The organism is Sphingobacterium sp. KH_072 (assembly GCF_057837975.1).
Genome location: NZ_CM174457.1, coordinates 3,384,860 through 3,404,617 on the forward strand (window position 1 = coordinate 3,384,860; position 19,758 = coordinate 3,404,617).

General features: G+C 41.5%; 21 protein-coding genes and 5 tRNA genes. 10 read left to right on the plus strand and 16 right to left on the minus strand.

Features of this window, described 5'->3' with window-relative positions; translation table 11 throughout:
• Positions 1-4: 4 nt before the first annotated feature.
• The 4 genes from AC3IRT_RS15070 to AC3IRT_RS15085 form a co-directional block, all read right to left on the minus strand.
• Positions 5-484 carry a gluconate 2-dehydrogenase subunit 3 family protein gene (locus AC3IRT_RS15070; protein ID WP_489394034.1) on the minus strand — a complete coding sequence of 160 codons (480 nt, stop codon included), beginning with the start codon at positions 482-484 and terminating at the stop codon, positions 5-7.
• 167 nt (positions 485-651) lie between these two features.
• A complete protein-coding gene (locus AC3IRT_RS15075; protein WP_489394035.1) occupies positions 652-849 on the minus strand; it encodes a SusD/RagB family nutrient-binding outer membrane lipoprotein in 198 nt (65 codons plus the stop codon).
• Between the two features lie 203 nt (positions 850-1,052).
• A complete protein-coding gene (locus AC3IRT_RS15080; RefSeq protein ID WP_489394036.1) occupies positions 1,053-1,664 on the minus strand; it encodes a M57 family metalloprotease in 612 nt (203 codons plus the stop codon).
• A gap of 45 nt (positions 1,665-1,709) precedes the next feature.
• Positions 1,710-2,159, minus strand: a complete 450-nt coding sequence (locus AC3IRT_RS15085) for a hypothetical protein (RefSeq protein WP_489394037.1) — start codon at positions 2,157-2,159, stop codon at positions 1,710-1,712.
• 392 nt (positions 2,160-2,551) lie between these two features.
• On the opposite strand from AC3IRT_RS15085, the gene AC3IRT_RS15090 reads away from it, so the two are divergent.
• From AC3IRT_RS15090 to AC3IRT_RS15110, 5 genes are all read left to right on the plus strand, one after another.
• Positions 2,552-3,163: a fumarylacetoacetate hydrolase family protein gene (locus tag AC3IRT_RS15090; RefSeq protein WP_489394038.1), complete on the plus strand. Its 612-nt coding sequence runs from the start codon at positions 2,552-2,554 to the stop codon at positions 3,161-3,163.
• A 3-nt stretch (positions 3,164-3,166) separates the two neighbouring features.
• Positions 3,167-4,888 carry a M23 family metallopeptidase gene (locus AC3IRT_RS15095; RefSeq protein WP_489394039.1) on the plus strand — a complete coding sequence of 574 codons (1,722 nt, stop codon included), beginning with the start codon at positions 3,167-3,169 and terminating at the stop codon, positions 4,886-4,888.
• Between the two features lie 10 nt (positions 4,889-4,898).
• Positions 4,899-5,360 carry a thioredoxin-dependent thiol peroxidase gene (bcp, locus tag AC3IRT_RS15100; protein ID WP_489394040.1) on the plus strand — a complete coding sequence of 154 codons (462 nt, stop codon included), beginning with the start codon at positions 4,899-4,901 and terminating at the stop codon, positions 5,358-5,360.
• Between the two features lie 63 nt (positions 5,361-5,423).
• Entirely contained in the window at positions 5,424-6,893 is a 1,470-nt protein-coding gene (locus AC3IRT_RS15105) for a glycine--tRNA ligase (RefSeq protein ID WP_489394041.1), read from the plus strand.
• 400 nt (positions 6,894-7,293) lie between these two features.
• Positions 7,294-7,557: a hypothetical protein gene (locus AC3IRT_RS15110; RefSeq protein WP_489394042.1), complete on the plus strand. Its 264-nt coding sequence runs from the start codon at positions 7,294-7,296 to the stop codon at positions 7,555-7,557.
• Positions 7,558-7,840: 283 nt separating this feature from the next.
• Here AC3IRT_RS15110 and nusG read toward each other — a convergent pair whose 3' ends face one another.
• The 8 genes from nusG to AC3IRT_RS15150 form a co-directional block, all read right to left on the minus strand.
• Positions 7,841-8,386 carry a transcription termination/antitermination protein NusG gene (nusG, locus tag AC3IRT_RS15115; RefSeq protein ID WP_489394043.1) on the minus strand — a complete coding sequence of 182 codons (546 nt, stop codon included), beginning with the start codon at positions 8,384-8,386 and terminating at the stop codon, positions 7,841-7,843.
• 20 nt (positions 8,387-8,406) lie between these two features.
• Complete coding sequence (gene secE / locus AC3IRT_RS15120; protein ID WP_489394044.1) at positions 8,407-8,601, minus strand: preprotein translocase subunit SecE; 195 nt, start codon at positions 8,599-8,601, stop codon at positions 8,407-8,409.
• A 32-nt stretch (positions 8,602-8,633) separates the two neighbouring features.
• Positions 8,634-8,704, minus strand: a tRNA-Trp gene (locus tag AC3IRT_RS15125).
• A gap of 212 nt (positions 8,705-8,916) precedes the next feature.
• Positions 8,917-10,104 carry an elongation factor Tu gene (gene tuf, locus AC3IRT_RS15130; RefSeq protein WP_489394045.1) on the minus strand — a complete coding sequence of 396 codons (1,188 nt, stop codon included), beginning with the start codon at positions 10,102-10,104 and terminating at the stop codon, positions 8,917-8,919.
• Between the two features lie 75 nt (positions 10,105-10,179).
• A tRNA-Thr gene (locus tag AC3IRT_RS15135) sits at positions 10,180-10,251 on the minus strand.
• Positions 10,252-10,345: 94 nt separating this feature from the next.
• Positions 10,346-10,421: transfer RNA gene (locus tag AC3IRT_RS15140), tRNA-Gly, on the minus strand.
• 48 nt (positions 10,422-10,469) lie between these two features.
• A tRNA-Tyr gene (locus AC3IRT_RS15145) sits at positions 10,470-10,553 on the minus strand.
• A gap of 26 nt (positions 10,554-10,579) precedes the next feature.
• Positions 10,580-10,652: transfer RNA gene (locus AC3IRT_RS15150), tRNA-Thr, on the minus strand.
• A gap of 288 nt (positions 10,653-10,940) precedes the next feature.
• Between AC3IRT_RS15150 and AC3IRT_RS15155 the strand changes: the two genes are divergently transcribed.
• On the plus strand, positions 10,941-12,098 hold the full coding sequence (locus tag AC3IRT_RS15155) for a BamA/TamA family outer membrane protein (protein WP_489394046.1): 1,158 nt from the start codon (positions 10,941-10,943) through the stop codon (positions 12,096-12,098).
• A gap of 79 nt (positions 12,099-12,177) precedes the next feature.
• Here the strand turns inward: AC3IRT_RS15155 and AC3IRT_RS15160 are convergent, their stop codons facing one another.
• Positions 12,178-12,561: a hypothetical protein gene (locus tag AC3IRT_RS15160; protein ID WP_489394047.1), complete on the minus strand. Its 384-nt coding sequence runs from the start codon at positions 12,559-12,561 to the stop codon at positions 12,178-12,180.
• 534 nt (positions 12,562-13,095) lie between these two features.
• On the opposite strand from AC3IRT_RS15160, the gene AC3IRT_RS15165 reads away from it, so the two are divergent.
• From AC3IRT_RS15165 to AC3IRT_RS15180, 4 genes are all read left to right on the plus strand, one after another.
• Complete coding sequence (locus tag AC3IRT_RS15165) at positions 13,096-14,196, plus strand: NtaA/DmoA family FMN-dependent monooxygenase (protein ID WP_489394048.1); 1,101 nt, start codon at positions 13,096-13,098, stop codon at positions 14,194-14,196.
• A gap of 270 nt (positions 14,197-14,466) precedes the next feature.
• Entirely contained in the window at positions 14,467-14,769 is a 303-nt protein-coding gene (locus AC3IRT_RS15170) for a hypothetical protein (protein ID WP_489394049.1), read from the plus strand.
• Between the two features lie 30 nt (positions 14,770-14,799).
• Positions 14,800-15,279: an acyl-CoA dehydrogenase gene (locus AC3IRT_RS15175; RefSeq protein WP_489394050.1), complete on the plus strand. Its 480-nt coding sequence runs from the start codon at positions 14,800-14,802 to the stop codon at positions 15,277-15,279.
• Positions 15,273-15,494 carry a hypothetical protein gene (locus AC3IRT_RS15180; protein WP_489394051.1) on the plus strand — a complete coding sequence of 74 codons (222 nt, stop codon included), beginning with the start codon at positions 15,273-15,275 and terminating at the stop codon, positions 15,492-15,494. The genes AC3IRT_RS15175 and AC3IRT_RS15180 overlap by 7 nt, the downstream gene beginning before the upstream one ends.
• Before the next feature lie 63 nt (positions 15,495-15,557).
• Here the strand turns inward: AC3IRT_RS15180 and AC3IRT_RS15185 are convergent, their stop codons facing one another.
• From AC3IRT_RS15185 to AC3IRT_RS15195, 3 genes are all read right to left on the minus strand, one after another.
• Entirely contained in the window at positions 15,558-16,877 is a 1,320-nt protein-coding gene (locus tag AC3IRT_RS15185; protein WP_489394052.1) for a sensor histidine kinase, read from the minus strand.
• 18 nt (positions 16,878-16,895) lie between these two features.
• Positions 16,896-18,254, minus strand: a complete 1,359-nt coding sequence (locus AC3IRT_RS15190) for a sigma-54-dependent transcriptional regulator (RefSeq protein WP_489394053.1) — start codon at positions 18,252-18,254, stop codon at positions 16,896-16,898.
• 98 nt (positions 18,255-18,352) lie between these two features.
• Complete coding sequence (locus AC3IRT_RS15195; protein WP_489394054.1) at positions 18,353-19,666, minus strand: TolC family protein; 1,314 nt, start codon at positions 19,664-19,666, stop codon at positions 18,353-18,355.
• Positions 19,667-19,758: the final 92 nt, after the last annotated feature.

Consider the following 19,758-nt stretch of genomic DNA (forward strand, 5'->3'; position numbering starts at 1 on the left):
TAGTTTACGCGTTTATCTTAACAGCACCATCATATCTTCCTGGTACCAATTCATAGATTAATTTATTGGTCATCACGTACTCCGAGTTGAGGTAGCCTTGCAACGCACGGGCTTTTAAGGTGGTAGCAAACTGATCATCTTCTGGTAAACCATTTAGATAAGACAATAGCTTAGCATCATCGGAATCCGTTTCCTTATGGCATTTTTTGAGTCCAACTAGGAAAGCTTCTTGTTGTTCTGGCGATGCGCAATCGTCCAGCATTTTCATAACGAATAAATGCAAGTTTAGGCTCTTACCGCCCGGTGAATCGTCCTCCGGAATGATAACATTCACTAGACGGCCCAAAAGTTCTTCATCATCTGCTGAAAAATCGATATTTCGGAGGGCGATAGATGCTTTCTTCCCACTGAAATCGCAGGAACTTGCTATCAATAGACCACCCGCCATCACAAACATTTGTTTGATGACCTCTCTTCTCTTCATGTTGTGTGTTTGTAGATAATTGATCCGGCCAATTTACAAATAATATTGAATGTTGGATGATGCTAAATCGAATATTTGACACATCATATCTGTTACAATGTGGATAAAAATGCGGAAAGGATTACTCTCGTAATCCTTTCCGCATTTAATTCTTGTAATAAAATTATCTAATCTTCTACATCCCACCAAACTCGTGTGGTTAATGCATCAGCTCCCTGTCGTGAAATAGCATCTCTGTAACTTTGTGTATTTCGACCGGCCTCTTCGATGGTATAGGCTTGTCTTCTAGGAAGACCGCCATTGGTATTCTGCGGCGACGAACCCGGATTTAAACGAGGGAAACCAGTACGTCGCCAATCCGTCAAAAAAGGTTTTCAAAGTAGACAGATATGGCAATTTTTGGCACTCAGTCACTGCCTCTTCTGTTGTGATATCCAAATATTTCGATCTATTGAAAATTTACATTTGCAGATCCAAGTAGCCTGTCTATAGATTTAATGATTTATCTTTTTAAAGCCTATTTCTACCTAACTTATTGTTTTTAAAACACCTATACGAAATTCTATACTCATTGTAGAATTGGTCTGTCAGGCCCATTTAATACCCGTATAGTGGTACTATTAGTAATACCTGTCGCATCAGTTGCTTTAAGCATTAGCTCTAAATCTTGATCAATAGGCATAGAGCCACTGAAAGTAACTTGAGTACTAATGGGACCATGCCAAGTATTTGACCCATACTGGCTATACCATTCGTAAGCATAGGGTGCTGTTCCGCCACTAGCGCTTGCAGTCCATGTATAAGAACCAGAATTACTTGCTTTTCGTGGACCATCAATAAAGACATTGATTTTTTTTCCATACACATATTGCAGAGCTATAATATCGTAGTTTGAAAAACCTAACCAGCCAAAAAGAACATTATAACTTGAATTCATTACAGAATAAGGGTCTCCCGTCGAAGGTGGTGGAGTTCCGGGAATCTGTTGAAAAGGGCTAGCTAATGCCATATCAGTATGCCCTAATCCTAAATTATGACCCAATTCATGAACTAAGATATGTGTTTTTGCAGCTTCACTAATAGTTTGATTACTGTTCCAGTCAAGATTAATGTACAGATTTCTTCCCGGTTTACCATTTCCCAATGGATAATCTGCTGCTGCATACACGTCATCTCTCAAATTTAGGATCTGATCGTCTTGTACAATAATATCAGCTAAACTTGCTTATGACACGACTTCCAGATTCAAGTACAAATTTTGAATGGCATTATAGTGAACAACTGCGCTATAAAGTGCTGAACGCCAATCATCAACACCCGATGTTGGAATAGAATTTGTAACAAAAATTTTGACATTAGCATTAGCTAAAGTTACCTTTGTACCAAAATTTCTAAAGATCTGTGACTTTTTGCTATCGGTACTGCTGTCGCTATCAATTACATGATTCGGCACTTTCGAATCCTCTTTGATGAAAACATAACAGCCTTCTACCAAATAGTAGTTTTGGTAGTCTTCAATTTTATCTTTAGAAAATCCAAGATTGAGAATACTTTGCAATTGCGGAGAAATTTCTTCAATGTCATTCTGTAGTGTAGTATCCTTTTGACAAGAGGAGTAACTAAATACCAATGCGGCTCCAAATAATAACTGTGTAATTTTTCGGTAGCTATTCATATTATAAAGTTTAAATAAATAATTCGTCAGTTAATCATCATTAACGTCAGTGACCCGTGTTTACAACATGTAAATACCTCATTATAAACAAGTCTATTGAACCCAGCGATGCCAATTGTTACTCTACTCACTCCTTTTCCATCAAGCAATATTAACATGGGTCACTTTCAAAAATGTAATCCTAGAACAGAAATGGTTCTAGCTGTTTACTAAAGTTATACATATTTACTCACCTAGAAGAATAATTAAAATATTTGAGTATTTACCACACAAAATGTACGCCAACTCCTCCCCATCCTTGTCTCGGCCTGTGATTTGCTTATATTTGTTATGCTGCGATGGTGAAGTGCTGAATAGCCCATAAACACGCATTACATTAAACTAAAAAATCCATGAAGATAGTCGCCATAGGACGCAATTATATCAACCACGCAAAAGAGTTAAACAACCCTGTGCCGGAGGAGCCGGTCATATTTCTGAAGCCTGATACGGCCGTATTGCGAGACGACAAAGACTTTTATTATCCTGAATTCTCGAAAGATATCCATTACGAAGTAGAAGTAGTATTACGCATTTGTAATGAAGGCAAACACGTGGCTGAGAAGTTTGCGCACAAGTACTATGATGCGATCGGATTAGGGATTGACTTCACCGCACGAGATATTCAGCAAAAACATAAAGAGAAAGGTTTGCCTTGGGAACTGGCCAAAGCCTTTGATCAATCCGCTGTGATCAGTCCGCTGATCCCAAAAGAAGAGCTAGGTGACTTATCCAACTTGTCTTTCTCGTTACAGAAAAATGGTGAAACCGTACAATCAGGTAATACGAAGGATGTGATATTTCATTTCGATCAGTTGATTGCCTACATTTCAGCCCGAATCACGCTTAGAAAAGGCGATTTGATCTACACGGGCACGCCAGAAGGTGTGGGGCCAGTACAGATTGGCGATCTGCTAGAAGGTTATTTGGGAGAGCAAAAAATGTTTAGTTGCCAAATTAAATAAAGCATGCAAAAATTATTCTCCAGTCTACTAGCCTGCCTTTTTGGAGGATTGGCTGTACAGGCTCAACAAAACAATATTATCACGACCCGCGATTATCCGGTCGATTACTTCCGTTCTCCGCTGAATATTACACCCGATGCATCAGGCACGTTTGGCGAACTACGCTCGACGCATTTCCATGCTGGCGATGATTACCGGACGCAGCAGCGTACCGGCTTGCCCGTTTATGCTGTTGCGGATGGGCAAGTTTCACGCGTTCGCGTGCAGATCGGTGGCGGAGGAAATTCGGTCTACATCGATCATCCGAATGGATACACCTCGGTATATCTACATTTAAATAACTTCAATGATGCACTCACCAACATTATCCGTGCAGAACAATACAAGCAGAAACGATTTGATGTTGATGTCATGGTAGACAAAGGTGTGCTCAGCTTCCAAAAAGGTGATGTCATTGCCAATTCGGGAAATACGGGTGCTTCTGGCGGCCCGCATTTGCATTTCGAGATCAGAGATACCAAAAGTCAGCATCCGTTAAACACACAGCTATTTGGTTTGCAATTTGCCGATCGTTTTGCACCAACAATTCAAGGATTAATGGTGTATGATATGGGCGAAAGCATCTTCAACGAACACACCTTCCGCCGACCTTTAGCAGCGCGTGCGGTGAGCGGTACAGATTACAGACTGAGTAATAACGCAATTATTAAAGTAAATGGAAAGTTTGGGCTAGGTATCAATGCCATTGATCGACATCGTGCCGGTGGATTTCAAAATGGGGTGTATTCGATCGAACTGTTTATCGATGGCAAGCCGATGTCTACCGTCCTATTTGAGGAATTGGATTTCAATACTTCACGCGGTATTCATTCTTATATCGATTACGCACAATGGAAACGTTCGAAAGCGAAATACCAAAAAAGCTTTAAAGATCCCGGAAACCCGATTGAGATCTTCCATCACCTTCCGAACGACGGTGTTCTGGAGTTAAAGGATGATCAGGTTCACGACGTGAAATACGTGGTGAAAGATGTAAAAGGCAATTGTTCAGAGCTGAACTTTCAAATTCAGAATTCTGCTAATTATCAGCCGAAGGCCAACACCGTAAAAGGACAATTAATGTCTTACAATAAGAACAACCAATTTGCGAAGGACAACATTCAATTAGACATTCCGAAAGGTGTGCTATATACGGATTTGGACTTCCAATATAGCAGCAGCGCGAGGCCAGCAGGTGGTTTTTCGGAAATCCACCATGTACACAATCCACTGACGCCGCTCTTCAGCACTTATCAATTAAAAATCAAGCCGACAAACTTGCCGGAAAGATTACGCGATAAAGCCTTGATTGCATCAACACAGTCTGGCTCAGAAGGTGGTAAATATGAAGATGGTTGGGTAGTTGTGAACACACGCAATTTGGGCTCGTTTTATGTAGCGGTCGATACCGTTGCGCCTAGCATCACGCCGCGCAATCTCAGCCAAGGAAAGAATGTGGCGCAACAATCAAAAATCGACTTTACGATTTCCGACAATTTTTCAGGCATTCAATCATTTGACGGTTACATTGATGGAGAATGGGTTTTAATGGAGTACGACCCAAAAAATAGGCATCTTTGGCACACGTTCCAATCTACTTTGAGTAAAGGAAAACATCAGTTCCGACTAGTAGTCAAAGATTGGAAGAACAATGAACGTATATACCAAGCAGAATTTACACGATAAATAAGACTTTATGAGCACATTAGAAATTGGCAATCAGGCTCCGGCTATCACCGCCAAAAATCAGGAGGGAAATACCATTCAACTATCGGATTTTAAAGGCAAACGCGTCATCTTGTATTTTTATCCGAAGGATAATACACCAGGTTGTACGACGGAAGCCTGCAACTTTAGAGATAATTACCAGAGCTTGCTGAAAGACGGATTCGAAGTATTGGGCGTAAGTATTGATAGCGAGCAATCGCACCAAAAATTCATTGCGAAGCACGAGCTGCCATTTAATTTATTAGCTGATGAAGATCAGAAGATAGTGAATGATTATGGCGTATGGGTAGAGAAGAATATGTACGGCAAGAAGTACATGGGCACCGCACGCACCACATTCGTTATCGATGAGGAGGGCAAGATCGCGCACATCATCAAAAAAGTCGACAATAAAAATGCTTCTGAACAAATCAGAGCGTTGTATAAGTAAACCTGCTTAACAAAGCAAAATGCATGCAGTTTTGCACGCGCTAAATAATTATATTTGCCACTTATGAGCAAACAGATAGACGATTTTTTTAAAAATATCATTTCGCACGCCAAGGAGTATGGTTTCGTATTCCCATCAAGCGAAATCTATGATGGTCTAAGCGCCGTCTATGACTATGGCCAACTAGGTTCGGAGTTGAAAAACAACTTGAAAACCTATTGGTGGAAATCTATGGTGCAATTGAATGACAATATCGTCGGGATCGACGCGGCTATCTTCATGCACCCGACCACTTGGAAAGCCTCTGGCCACGTTGATGGCTTTAGCGATCCGATGATAGATAATAAAGATTCTAAAAAAAGATATAGAGCCGATCAATTGATCGAAGACAAAATCGATCGGCACGAAAAAGACGGAAAAAGTGACAAAGCGGCCGAGTTGCAGACTGCTTTGGATGCTGCCTTGAATGCGGATGATTTAGCGCAGCTAAAGGCCTTGATCGAAGAACATAATATCGTTTGTCCGATGTCGGGCACCAAAAACTGGACCGATGTTCGTCAGTTCAACCTAATGTTTGCAACGCAAATGGGCGCTATGGCAGATGGCGCAGAGCAAGTATACCTTCGTCCGGAAACGGCTCAGGGTATCTTTGTTAACTTCCTGAATGTGCAAAAGACAGGCCGCATGAAGATTCCTTTCGGAATTGCACAAATCGGAAAAGCCTTCCGTAATGAAGTTATTGCGCGTCAATTCATTATCCGCATGCGCGAATTTGAGCAAATGGAGATGCAATTCTTTGTACGCCCAGGTACGGAAATGGAATGGTATGACAAATGGAAAGCGCTTCGCTTAAAATGGCACTTAGCATTAGGGCCAGATGCGGCGAAATACCGCTACCACGATCACGCGAAATTGGCACATTATGCTAATGCCGCAGTAGATATTGAGTACGATTTCCCTTTTGGCTTTAAAGAGGTAGAAGGTATTCACTCTCGCACAGATTTCGATTTGAGTCAACACCAGAAGTTTTCTGGCAAGAAAATGCAATACTTCGATCCAGAAGTCAATCAAAACTATGTGCCTTACGTGATCGAAACATCGATTGGTTTGGATCGTTTGTTTCTAACCGTTTTTGCAAATTCTTTGGTACATGAAGACCTTTCGACGGAGGAGAAGCAAGATTCTCGCGTAGTACTAAAATTCCACCCGGCAATCGCTCCGGTAAAAGCCGCCGTACTTCCATTAACGAAGAAAGATGGGCTGCCAGATAAGGCGAAAGAAATACTTGCTGCGTTGAAACTAGATTTCAATACGCAGTATGACGAAAAAGATGCTATCGGAAAGCGCTACCGCCGTCAAGATGCTATCGGTACCCCGTATTGTATCACCGTTGATTACCAAACTTTGGAAGATAATACGGTAACTATTCGTCATCGTGATAGTATGGAGCAAGAACGTGTAAGCGTGGATCAGCTGCAGCAAATCATCCAGAATAATGTAGGTTGGACTAACTTATTGAAGCAGTTGATGTAAAATCATCCGGCTCTAAATTTTCAGAGTCAAAAAATCTTAATTATCCCCATTAGAAAGCCATTCGTTTTAACGAGTGGCTTTTCTTTTACATAAAAGACATCTTTTCGTGTCATCCACATGCTGGCTACTCTTCTATATTTTCGTTCTAAAACACAAAGAGAACTCATTAATTGCATTGTTCCATCCTATTACGTTGTTTGAAGTAGCCACCTAGATATACAAATTCTATTAGCCTTTACGCGAGCAAATATCATGTAATCGTTCTACCTTATCAAAGTATATTACCCAACTTCCTCTATCAGACGTATATTTTGTACATTTGGTAATAATCAAGAATATTACTAACGATTCCGTAATCTCAATTTGCGGAAGGCTTATTGTTCATCTAAAATTAATTATTATGTTAAAACTAAAAATGTTACCTGCTTTAATCGCTGCAGGAATGATTTCCATTTGTGCTTCGACCAGTTCTGTTTCTTCGACTCTTTCGGATCAAGATGATTATGTAACTGCATATGTTGTGACCTTGGAAAATGGGATGGAGTTATATATTCAAGGCCTAAGTTGTGCACAAATGACGGTCAATAATCTAGGAGGCACCATTACGGGCACCGTCTACGTTAGAAATCAAGACGCATTTGCTTGCGCCGGGGACAACGATTAATTCCTAACTTATCTTTCACATTTATAGCGGTCGCTATAAGAGATGTTTACCAACTTCTTTACGCCTTAAGTACCGTCTGTAGATATCTCAGCAATAAACTTGGACGGTCGTAGTAGATAGTATGTACCAAGTTAGTATTGATACGCACGGGTATACTTTAATGCAAGTTAGTCTGCTGGAAGCAGATCTATATCTGGGTAAAAAGATAGTTTCCAATTCTTCTACTGCACAAAAGCCCTTCTGCTATTCGCAAAAGGGCTTTTATATGTCTTGTGGTTATTCGTTATTCTTTTTCCACTTGCATGTAATTCAGTTCCAAAGGCGTTTTACGGCCGAAAACTTTCACCATGACAATGAGTTTCTTTTTATCCTCATGTACCTCTTCAATCTCACCAGTGAATCCGTTGAATGGGCCATCATTTACTTTCACTGTTTCACCTACATAATAAGGAACATTGATGCTTTCGCCTTGCTCGGCCATTTCATCTACCTTACCTAAGATACGATTAACTTCTGCAGGGCGAAGAGGAATGGCATTACCAGCCTTATCACCTAAGAAACCAATAACACTATTTACATTTTTGATCGCGTGCTCGATCTCTCCATCAAGTGCAGCTTCGATCAATACATATCCAGGGTAGTAGTTACGCTCTTTGGCTACTTTCTTACCGTCGCGCATTTGATAATACTTTTCCATGGGAATGAGTACCTGAGTTACCAAATGTTGAATGCCGAGTCTATTAATCTCCGCTTCCACATATTGCTTCACCTTTTTCTCTTTACCACTTACAGCACGAACTACGTACCACTTCAGACTTTGATCCGCCATACTTTATAATTCCTGTAAAATTAAGAGTTAATCCCGTATAAAAGCTCTAGTACGTTACTCGACAATTTGTCCATGGCGAAAATCACCAGAGCAATAATGACAGAAGCAACAAGCACAATGACCGCATGATTTTGCAATTGTGCCCATGTAGGCCAAGTTACCTTTTCGGTAACCTCGACATAAGAGTCTTTAAAAAAATCAAGTACTTTTGCCATTTGTTAGTTTACTTGTATTAAGAGTTACTTAGCACGGGCACTAGGATTCGAACCCAGATCAAAGGTTTTGGAGACCTCTATTCTACCATTGAACTATGCCCGTAGAATTGTTTTTGAATGCTGCAAATATAGGCTTTAACAACCATTACAACAAATCTTATTTACTTTTTTTGCCTTGTGAGCTGCCTATATCAGCAATGATAATTATCGCATTAATAAGTGACCTAAAGCTTATATCGCAAGTACTATTGAAAAAATAAGCTAACCAGCAGAACTGGTTAGCTTATCTATTATACTATACGATAATCGAATAGATTACTTAACGATTTCAGTTACCTGACCAGCACCTACTGTTCTACCACCTTCACGGATAGCGAAACGTAGACCTTTTTCCATCGCGATAGGGCTAATCAATTTTACATTGATAGTAACGTTATCACCAGGCATAACCATTTCAGTTCCTTCTTCTAGAGAGATCTCACCAGTTACGTCTGTTGTACGGAAATAGAATTGAGGACGGTATTTGTTGAAGAAAGGCGTGTGACGGCCACCTTCAGCTTTAGACAATACGTAAACCTCTGCTTTGAATTCAGAGTGAGGAGTTACTGAACCTGGTTTCACGATAACCATACCACGACGGATATCAGTTTTCTCAATACCACGTAACAATAAACCTACGTTATCACCTGCTTCACCGTAATCTAAGATTTTACGGAACATCTCAACACCAGTTACTGTAGATTTTAAATCTTCAGCACCCATACCTAAGATCTCAACTGGATCTCCAGAGTTAATTACACCTCTTTCGATACGACCAGTAGCAACAGTACCACGACCAGTGATCGAGAATACGTCCTCTACAGGCATCAAGAAAGGAAGTTCTGTCAAACGTGGAGGAATTGGAATGTGGTTATCCACAGCATCCATAAGCTCCATGATAGAGTCAACCCATTTCTCTTCACCGTTCAATGCACCTAATGCAGAACCTTTGATTACAGGAAGATCATCTCCAGGGAATTCATAGAATGATAATAATTCACGAATTTCCATTTCAACTAAGTCTAACAACTCGCTGTCGTCAACTAAGTCAACCTTGTTCATAAAAACTACTAATGCAGGAACACCTACCTGACGAGCCAAAAGGATGTGCTCGCGAGTCTGAGGCATTGGACCATCAGTCGCAGCAACTACGATGATAGCTCCATCCATTTGAGCTGCACCTGTAACCATGTTTTTCACGTAATCCGCGTGACCTGGACAGTCAACGTGAGCATAGTGACGGTTAGCAGTTGAATACTCAACGTGCGCTGTATTAATTGTAATACCACGTTCTTTTTCTTCAGGAGCAGAGTCAATTGAATCAAATGAACGAGCTTCTGATAACCCCTTATCAGCTAATACTTTCGTGATAGCTGCAGTTGTAGTAGTTTTACCGTGGTCAACGTGACCGATTGTACCAATGTTTAAGTGTGGTTTGCTACGGTCAAATTTTTCTTTTGCCATGTTTATGCGAATTAATAATTATAATTTATTCCTTAATTAAATTGTATTTACAAAAATAACAAACTTATTTAAATGAGCCAAAGATGGGATTTGAACCCACGACCTCTTCCTTACCAAGGAAGTGCTCTACCCCTGAGCTACTTCGGCTTTCAATTCCAAAAGCTTATTTACAGATATATGCCCCTACCCCTTTTAGATCATTACACTAAACAAAGACAGAGACATTACATTGTTCTATAAATGGAGCGGAAGACGAGGTTCGAACTCGCGACCTATAGCTTGGAAGGCTATCGCTCTACCAACTGAGCTACTTCCGCTTGAAAGTTGGCATGAAGCTATTAAATTGCTTCACACAAACCCAATTATGGTGGAGGGAGAAGGATTCGAACCTTCGAAGCCGAAGCAACGGATTTACAGTCCGTCCCATTTAACCACTCTGGAATCCCTCCATACCTGCAACGTATTGTCGCATTTGAGCCTCCTATCGGAATCGAACCAATGACCTACTGATTACAAGTCAGTTGCTCTACCAGCTGAGCTAAGGAGGCTTATTTAGACAGCTAACTTTTCAGATAGCGTGTGCAAAAATCTTACTTTAAATTGACTTCTGCAAATTTTATTTCACTTTTCTTTTTAAAGAACTTTTGAAGCGACAATTACTTGTGTTTTTCAATGGTGCAAAGATAGCGACTCGAGCCATATATCAAAAAATATTTTGTCTTTTCTCCCGCATAAACATGCATTTGCCTGATTCGCAACAACATAATTTTAACACCAAATCTAGCCCTAATCGTTTACTTGAATCTTTCCCTATATTTGGGCACATTTAATGAAGTATGAAATCTAATCTTCGCCAAGCTTTTTGGCTAGCACTATTTTTTATCTCCCCTTTTTTGAGTCAAGCTCAGGTGGAAGATGTAGGTCTTATCAAACGCACCTTCAACAAATTCTTCGCGCCTCAACTGACCGATACGACTCGCGGTTCGAGCTTTTTTGTATTACCTGCTTTAGGTTATTCACAAGAAACTGGACTGGAATTTGGAATCGCCAGTTCGTACAACTTTTACATGGATCGCGCGGATCGCAATAGTCGTACTTCAACCATCACGCTGATGGGAACTGCTACTACAGAAAAACAGAAGAATATAAAACTCAATACCGACATCTGGACACGTAATAATGACTATCATATCTTATCAGAAATACGTTACCGCGATTGGCCGTTTAATTTTTACGGAATCGGCAACACGACACAGCATATCAACGAAGAATTGATTGGACAGCGCCTATTTCGAGCACGGGTAGACGTAGAACGCAAAATTTACCCTGCACTCTACGCCGGACTAAATGCCAATTTCGAAAACTTCAATTTCGAAAGCTTTGATCCCGATGGTATTTACCAAGGCGGTACATTCACCGGAAAATCTGGTGGGAAACACCTCATCTTAGGTACTTCTATTCTTTACGATAATCGCGATTACACGACTTATACGACAAAAGGTTGGTACGGACGTATTAAGTACGGCTATGCTCCCAACTTTTTTGGGGATGAAAACTTCCATGGCCATCAATTAGAGACAGACTTCAGGTATTATCAGCCGGTCAATGATAAACTCGCTATTGCGACTCAATTAGACTATCGAGGCACTTATGGATCAGATGTACCTTTTTATGTCTTCAATGAACTGGGTGGCGACAATATGATGCGCGGCTATTATCTGGGCAGATACCGCGACAAAAACTTTGTAGCTGCACAAGTCGAAGCGCGCTACCGCTTTCATCCGCGCTTGGGCATTACCGCTTTTGCCGGCTCAGGAAGCACCTTTTCAAATCAGCAAAACATTCGGATGATTCCTAGTTATGGCGCTGGACTTCGGTATTTCTTCAATCTGGAACATCGCACAACGATTCGCTTCGATTATGCCATCGGCGAAAAACGACCGGGCGAGCAACGCCAAAAGGGATTCTATTTAAGTTTGTCCGAAGCTTTTTAATAGCGCCTACTGGTTACTTGTCGCACTCGAAAATCCAACTTTTCGAGTCAACGACTCGCTTACAATAAGATAGGAAAGCTTACTTTATCCAAAAAGGATAGCGCAGCACAAAATCCTCCTTGACTTGACCGCGGCGCGTAATCAATATCCCAAAATGGAAGAGATCAATACTTACAGTAACGTGATCTTCTTGATTGGCACGTTGCCAAGCATACCGCGCACGCTTGCTTTTGTAAATACCATCTACCACAAGCAAAGCTTGATCATGGAGATGCTGGCAAATGATATGTTTAGATAATTCCTCAGCTTGAATTAGCAATACATCGCCTCGCTCTTTATGCAAATTGTACACCTTTTCTTTATTCCAATAGTGAAGTATGCGCGACAGCACTTGTCGATAATGCTCAGGTATAGCTTCTAAACCTTGCACTTCGTGATTACCAGGCACAGTAGATTTATACAAAGCGTGATCAGCTAAATCATACACGAAGGGCGAATGTGTGCCATGGCGGCTGTTCGACCTAAAAAAATGGTTTATATGTTCGAAGACGGTAATCATTGATGTAAAGATACAAGATAATGAACAATGCTTGATCAAGATAATACGGTGCTTGTAGCCAAAAAGCCACGCAAAAAACACCTATTGTCTGGTTGACAATCCACCGTAACAAAAATCCAATATTATTAATATCAGAGAAATTTTATTCCTTAACTCCGTAAAACACGTTGTTTGAAATAAATTATACTATCCACATTGACTAAGGCTTATGGCGACATCCCAAGGATCGATCAACCGAATATAAAGACATCGAGTATTGGACTGATCTCACTAAAATTCTAGAAAATGGCTTTTTTGATGGGATTTTCATTGCTGATGTATTAGGCGTTTATGATGTTTATCATCAAAATATAATACATGCATTAAACGGCGCAGTGCAGGTCCCTGTGAATGACCCTTTACAAATTGTACCTGTGATGGCTGCCGTCACAAAACATCTTGGTTTCGGCATTACTACCTAAATATCTTTCGAACATCCCTACCTTTTTTGCGCGCCACATGAGCACAGTAGATCATTTGACTAAAGGCCGTATAGGTTGGAACATCGTGACATCGTATCTGGAAAGTGGTTCTAAAAATATTGGCCTAAAAACGCAATTAAATCACGATGAACGTTATGATATTGCATGTGAATACCTCGAAGTCCTCTATAAACTATGGGAAGGCTCGTGGGAAGATGATGCTATTCTAAGGGATAAAGAAAAGGGAATTTTCGCAGATCATCAGAAAGTTCACCCGATCTTACATGAAGGCAAATATTTTACGGCGCCCGGAATTCATCTTTCTGAGCCGTCACCACAACGTACACCTGTTTTATATCAAGCTGGAGTCTCTGCTAGAGAACAAAAATTCGCCAGCGAAAATGCGGAATGCATCTTCATCTCAGCGCCGTCCAAAATTGCCATTAAAAAAATCGTATTCAGTATTCGGCAAAAATTACGTGAAGTAGGAAGAGACCCCTACTACGTCAAGATTTACAATCTATTATCTATTGTAACCGATGAAACAGATGCCAAAGCACATAAAAAATTCAAAGAATACCAATCATATGGTAGTTATGATGGCGGGTTAACATTAGTATCCGGTTGGTCTGGCGTGGATTTTTCTCAATATCAAGCCAAAGATCAGGTAGAATATATTAAAACGAATGCCATACAATCCATGCTTGATTCGTATGTGAATGCTGACCCTAACCGAGTTTGGACGATTGAAGAAATTGCCAAATGGACGAGCGTAGGTGGAAATGGCCCCGTACTTGTCGGTTCGGCACAAACGGTCTCGGATGAGTTGCAGAGTTGGTTCGAAGAAACCGATGTCGACGGCTTTAATCTAGATTATATTTTAGCACATCAAACCTTCGAAGATATCGTACAATTCATTGTGCCCGAGTTGCAAAAACGTGGCGTATACCAAACGCAACATCAAACAGGGACATTACGTGAAAAGCTATTTAGCCAAGGCGCACGGCTCTCAGGCAACCATCGAGGAGCGCAGTATCGCCATATCGTAAGAGATCAAATTCCAGCGATCACTCCCTAAACACTATAATTTACCAAAAGAAATTTCATATGAGCCAAATAAATCATAAAGACTCCGTGTCGAACAGCGATATTTCAAATGATTTCTTTGAAATCGTTTAAGATGCCCATATTATTCAGACAGATGATGAAGCCATTGCAATCGTCCAACAATTAGCAGCCCAATTGGCAAAAGAAGCCTCTCAAAGAGATATCGAACGCAGATTGCCGTTAGAAGAAATCAATCTCTATTCTCAAAGTGGTCTATGGGGAATCAATATTCCTAAAAATTATGGCGGTGCAGAGGTTAAAATACCGAACGCTGGGAGAGGTCGTAAAAATAATATCAAGCGTAGATCCTTCTCTGGGGCAAATTGCTCAAAACTATTGGGTATTTCTTGAACATATTCGTCTAGATGGATCTGAAGAGCAAAAGAAGTTTTTCTTCGGCAACGTATTAAGAGGTGAGCGACTTGGAAATGCTTTTTCAGAAAAGGGAAGTAAAACAGTAGCAGACTTAAAGACAAAAATCACCAAATCCAAAAATGGAGATGAAGTGAATGGGCAAAATTCTTCGCAACCGGAGCACTGTTAGCTCATTGGATTCCTGTCGTTGCTGTTGTGGATGAGGAAGGTAATACCCTACAGAGCTATTGTGCCGCGCCATACGGAAGGTGTTAGCCTCGTGAATGATTGGTCAAGTTTCGGACAAAGAACAATAGTCAGCGGAACAGTATTTTTAGAACATGTAAAAGTAGATCCCAAAAACCTCATACCTATTTACAAAGAATTTGAAAAGCCAACCGCTGCGGGTGCCATTTCGCAGTTTATCCAAGCAGCGGTAGATGCTGGCATTGCCCGTGGTGCTATCGACGAAACGATTGACTATGTGTGCCAATACGCTCGACCTTGGATCGACTCTGGTCTAGAAAAAGCGACCGATGATCCGTATACGATTTCAAACATTGGCGAATTAAAAATCAAGTTGCGTGCCGTCGAGGCCGTATTGGATTTAGCTGGAGACAAAATAGATGTGACTATCAAAAACACCCGGAGAAATCCGTATCAGAAGCCACATTATTGGTTGCTGAAGCAAAGGTGTTGACGACGGAAATCGCCCTTCTTTCTTCCAATAAGTTGTTTGAACTCGCTGGAACACGATCAACATTATCCGAATTAAATTTAGATCGACATTGGCGCAATGCTCGCGTGGTATCTTCTCATAATCCATTAGTCTATAAGGAAAAAGTAATCGGAGACTGGGAAGTGAGCCGCACGCCATTACCATTTTCATGGCAGATTGGGGCAAGTAAAAACTGATGGGCTTTTTTTTCGAAAGGGAATCGATTTTTGTCGCTTAAATATTTAGCCCTTACCAAACTGCTAAAACTGCAAGGTGAAGGTACTCCCCTTTTGAGGTGTGCTGTAGACAAAAATATTCCCATTATGCACCAGCATAATCTGCTTGCTCAAGGTCAAGCCGATTCCGCTACCCGTTTTCTTCGTGGTAAAGAATGGCGTAAAGATCTGTTCTTGAATATCTAACTCCATTCCTTCGCCGTTATCCGAGATCTTGAGCTGCACGCGACCATTTTCTTCCAGTGCAGACATACTGATGTATGGATTTTCAGCATCTTTAACCGCCTCCATCGCATTAAGCATTAAGTTGATAATCACCTGTTCTATCAGGTGCAAATCAGCTTGAATCACGGCGCGCGTATTTTTCAGAATGATATCTACATCCACGCCCTTTTGGATAAAGGAAGGTTCGAGCAGGTTATAGATATTCTCAAATAGTTGCACGACGGGTATTTCCGTAAACTGAGGTTTATCTACCTTATTAATCAGTCGGTAGCTCTTCGCGAATTTCAATAACCCTTCGCTACGCTTTTTAATCGTGTGCACGCCCACTTTTACATCTTCGAGCTCGTCGCTGTAGGCAGTCTGTTCGAGTCGGCCGTGCAAGGTTTCGGCGATGGATGATATGGGCGCAATGGAGTTCATGATTTCGTGCGTCAGCACACGTAATAATTTATGCCAAGCGCGATTCTCCGTCTCGTCCATCGCATCGTTCACATTTTGATACATGACAATTCGATACAAACCATTTTCCGTTTCAAACTCCGATACCTGAATGAGCAATTTGATGCGCCCCTTGCTCGAATGAGCCGTATCTATATGCTGTTGACCAATCTTGAGCTGCATGGTTTTGTGATACAATTCTTCGCGGCGCTTCTTCAAACCCTTGATATTCCCCAAGTGCGGCGTTTCAAACATCTCTTTGAACGCATCATTGACCCACTCCACTTTTCCGCTATTGGCATGGTAAAAAATAAGCGCCGAATCCAGCATATTGATCACCTTGGTCAGGTACTGGTGCTGAATCTCGCGTTTGGCGCTCACTTCTTTGAATGCTTCATTAATGCGATTGAAGGAAGCGTAAAGCCGGTTTTCTATGTTACGCGTCTTCTTGACGGCATATCGTCTGGTAAAATCTCGGTATTTCACCGCTTCGGAAAATTCATCAATTTGCTTGTGCAACCACAGATGACGATTGAACCACTGGAAAACCAATATCAAGGCCAGTATAGCTGCCATGATAGCATAAGCTAAATTCTGCGCAAAAAACAGATATCCGGCTACGGCGCACAGCCCCATCAGTAGCAGTGCCCGTACAAATTCTTTGAATTGAAGATTTCCCATGCTGAATTTTATCTAGCGCTAAATACCGTATTTCTCCATTCGTCTGTACAACGCTGCACGTGTTAAACCTAACTCGCGCGCGGCTTTGCTGATATTGCCACTATAACGATCCATCGCTTGCTGAATGGCTTTACGTTCCATTTCTTCTAAATTACGAGGCTGATCGGTCATCTGATTTTCCAGAGGTGGCGGAGATTCTATCGGCGAAAACAAGAGATCCGAAGCACGCAATCCATCATGCTCCGACATGATCACGGCACGCTCAATACTATATTGCAGTTCACGCACATTGCCCGGAAAATGATACTGTCGCAGTTTCTGCTTCGCATCGGGCTCAAATCCTTCGATTGTCTTATGGTATTTGGTAATGTAATGGGCTAGAAAATATTCGCCCAGTAAAATCACATCATCTCCCCTTTCGCGCAGCGGCGGTACTTGGATCTCGACCGTATTGATGCGATAAATCAAATCTTTTCGAAAGCGCGTTTCATCCGCGAGCGAACGAATGGGGACGTTGGTAGCAGACAGCAAGCGGATATCTACAGAAACAGGATGCGACGAGCCTAATGCGACCACCTGTCTATTTTGCAACACGCTGAGCAATTTTGCTTGCTGATGCAAACCGATATTACCGATCTCATCCAAGAAAAGCGTGCCACCATTGGCATGCTCAAAACGACCTTTACGATCTTCGCGCGCATCGGTAAAAGCACCCTTCTTGTAGCCAAAAAGTTCACTTTCGAATAAAGTTTCTGTTAACGCGCCTACATCCACTTTTATGTACGGCATGGCTTGTCGCAGCGACTGTTTGTGCAACACTTGCGCAATCACATCCTTACCCGTACCATTCTCCCCCATAATCAGGATATTTGCATCCGTCGGAGCCACTTTACTAATCTTATACTGCAAGTCTTCTATTATGGCTGAGCTGCCAATAAGCGGATTGTCTTCCGTGGATTTTTTATCGACCGATTTGGTCATGCGAGAAGTTGGTTTGACTTCGGATAATGCACTTTGCAATGTTTCCAGGAGTTGCTCATTATGCCAAGGTTTCACAATAAAATCAGAAGCGCCGAGCTTCAGCGCCTTCACCGCAAGATCCACCGCACCGTATGCCGTAATCATAACTACACGCACTTGCGGATATTTCTCTTTAATAGCCGAAAGCCAATACAAGCCTTCGTTGCCGGTATGAATCGTGCTTTTGAAATTCATATCCAACAACACCAAATCTACTTGCTCTTTAGCCAGTATATGTAGCAGTTGCTCCGGATTAGATTCAATAAATACTTGATGTACTTTTGGGCGTAATAATATCCTTACAGCAGTCAGCAGATCCTGATCATCATCAACAACCAGTATGGAAGCCTTTTTCATATTGTCTATTTGTTAGCTCCAAAAGATCAAGAGAAGCTATACTATGTATTGGTAATTAGCGCTGTTGCATTATCGTGTGCAACACAGGCTAAAGATAGCTATAAATCTAACGAGCCAGAATAGAAATCATTGATATATTTTTGCAAAAGCCATTCGTACCGCTTAATCACCAATTGATTCTGCGCGTTTTCCAATTTATTTTTAGCAGTCAAATAAATGACAGAGTTGGTAGCTCCCAGATCAAATTGCAGTTGTGCAACTCGAAACGCCTCGGCGTAGCTCTGTTCTTGATTTTGTAGGTTGTGTACATTTTTGCGTGCGATCTCCAGATCGAAAACTGCTTTTGCAGTATTCTCGCGAAGCGTATTCAGCGCAATCTGTTCTTGATATTTTACACTTTCGAGATCTACCTTAGCCAAGTCGACCCGGTTACGCACTGTAAACTGATTGAAAATGGGAATACTCAATCCCACCGAGACGAAACGACCTAAAAAATCTCTTGCTTGTGTGGTGTATGGACTAGAATTTAGGCTGGAATATCTTGTATTAAGGCCAGCATCAAACCGTAGTGAAGGAAAGAAACCAGATCGCTCACTTTTGATCGCATTTTCGGCTTCTTTTCTACGCCATTCCCACGCCTGAAACTGGGGTAAATTCAATCTTGCCAACTCGTACAATCGTTGATTGTCTACCACCTGCATTTGCGCAGGAATATCAATGCGCCGAAGTGAAGCTATTTGCTCTGCTGGCACACTCAACAAAGTGGCCAACTCCGTACGGCTGCTGTTCAATCCCTGACGATTTTGCTCGATCGTATTGAGGTTGGCGCTGTACTCGCCTTTAATATCATAATAATCGCCCGGAGCCATTGCGCCTTCGCGATGCATCACTTCCGCATTGCGCAAGCGTTCTTTCGTGACTTCAAATTGTTGCATAGACTGCGTCACCAGATCTTCTGCCGTGAGCACCTGAATATAAGCGGTAATGACGTCCAACTTCAACACATTAATCTGACCATCAAACTCCAGCTTGCCTGCTTCTCTCGCCGAAGAGCGTCCGCGGATATCATGTAGGATACGAAAACCATTCAGCAAAGAAAGACCAGAATTCAAGTTTAGATTTCCCGAATTAACCGTTTCCTCTACGAAAAGGTTGGTCGTTGGATCCACATTTCGCCCCGTACTGATACCATGACTAATTCCACCATTCAATGTGGGAATCAGAATTTGTTTTGCCTGTTTGTATTGTATATCGTTGGTTCTTAGCTCCAAGGCAGACTGTCGTAAGGTTGGATTATTCGCCACCGCCAATTCCAAACAATCGGACAAGCTCCGAACGCTATCTACCTGAGCAAAAGCCTGTGTAATGTACGTGATGAGCGTGACGATAAGAAGTATAAGTTTGTACCACATTATTGTAATAGTTTGTAACGATCAATTCACAGCAAGTGCCAAAGTCACAAAACACTGATTATCAACACAAATACATCTACCACTAACCGCTT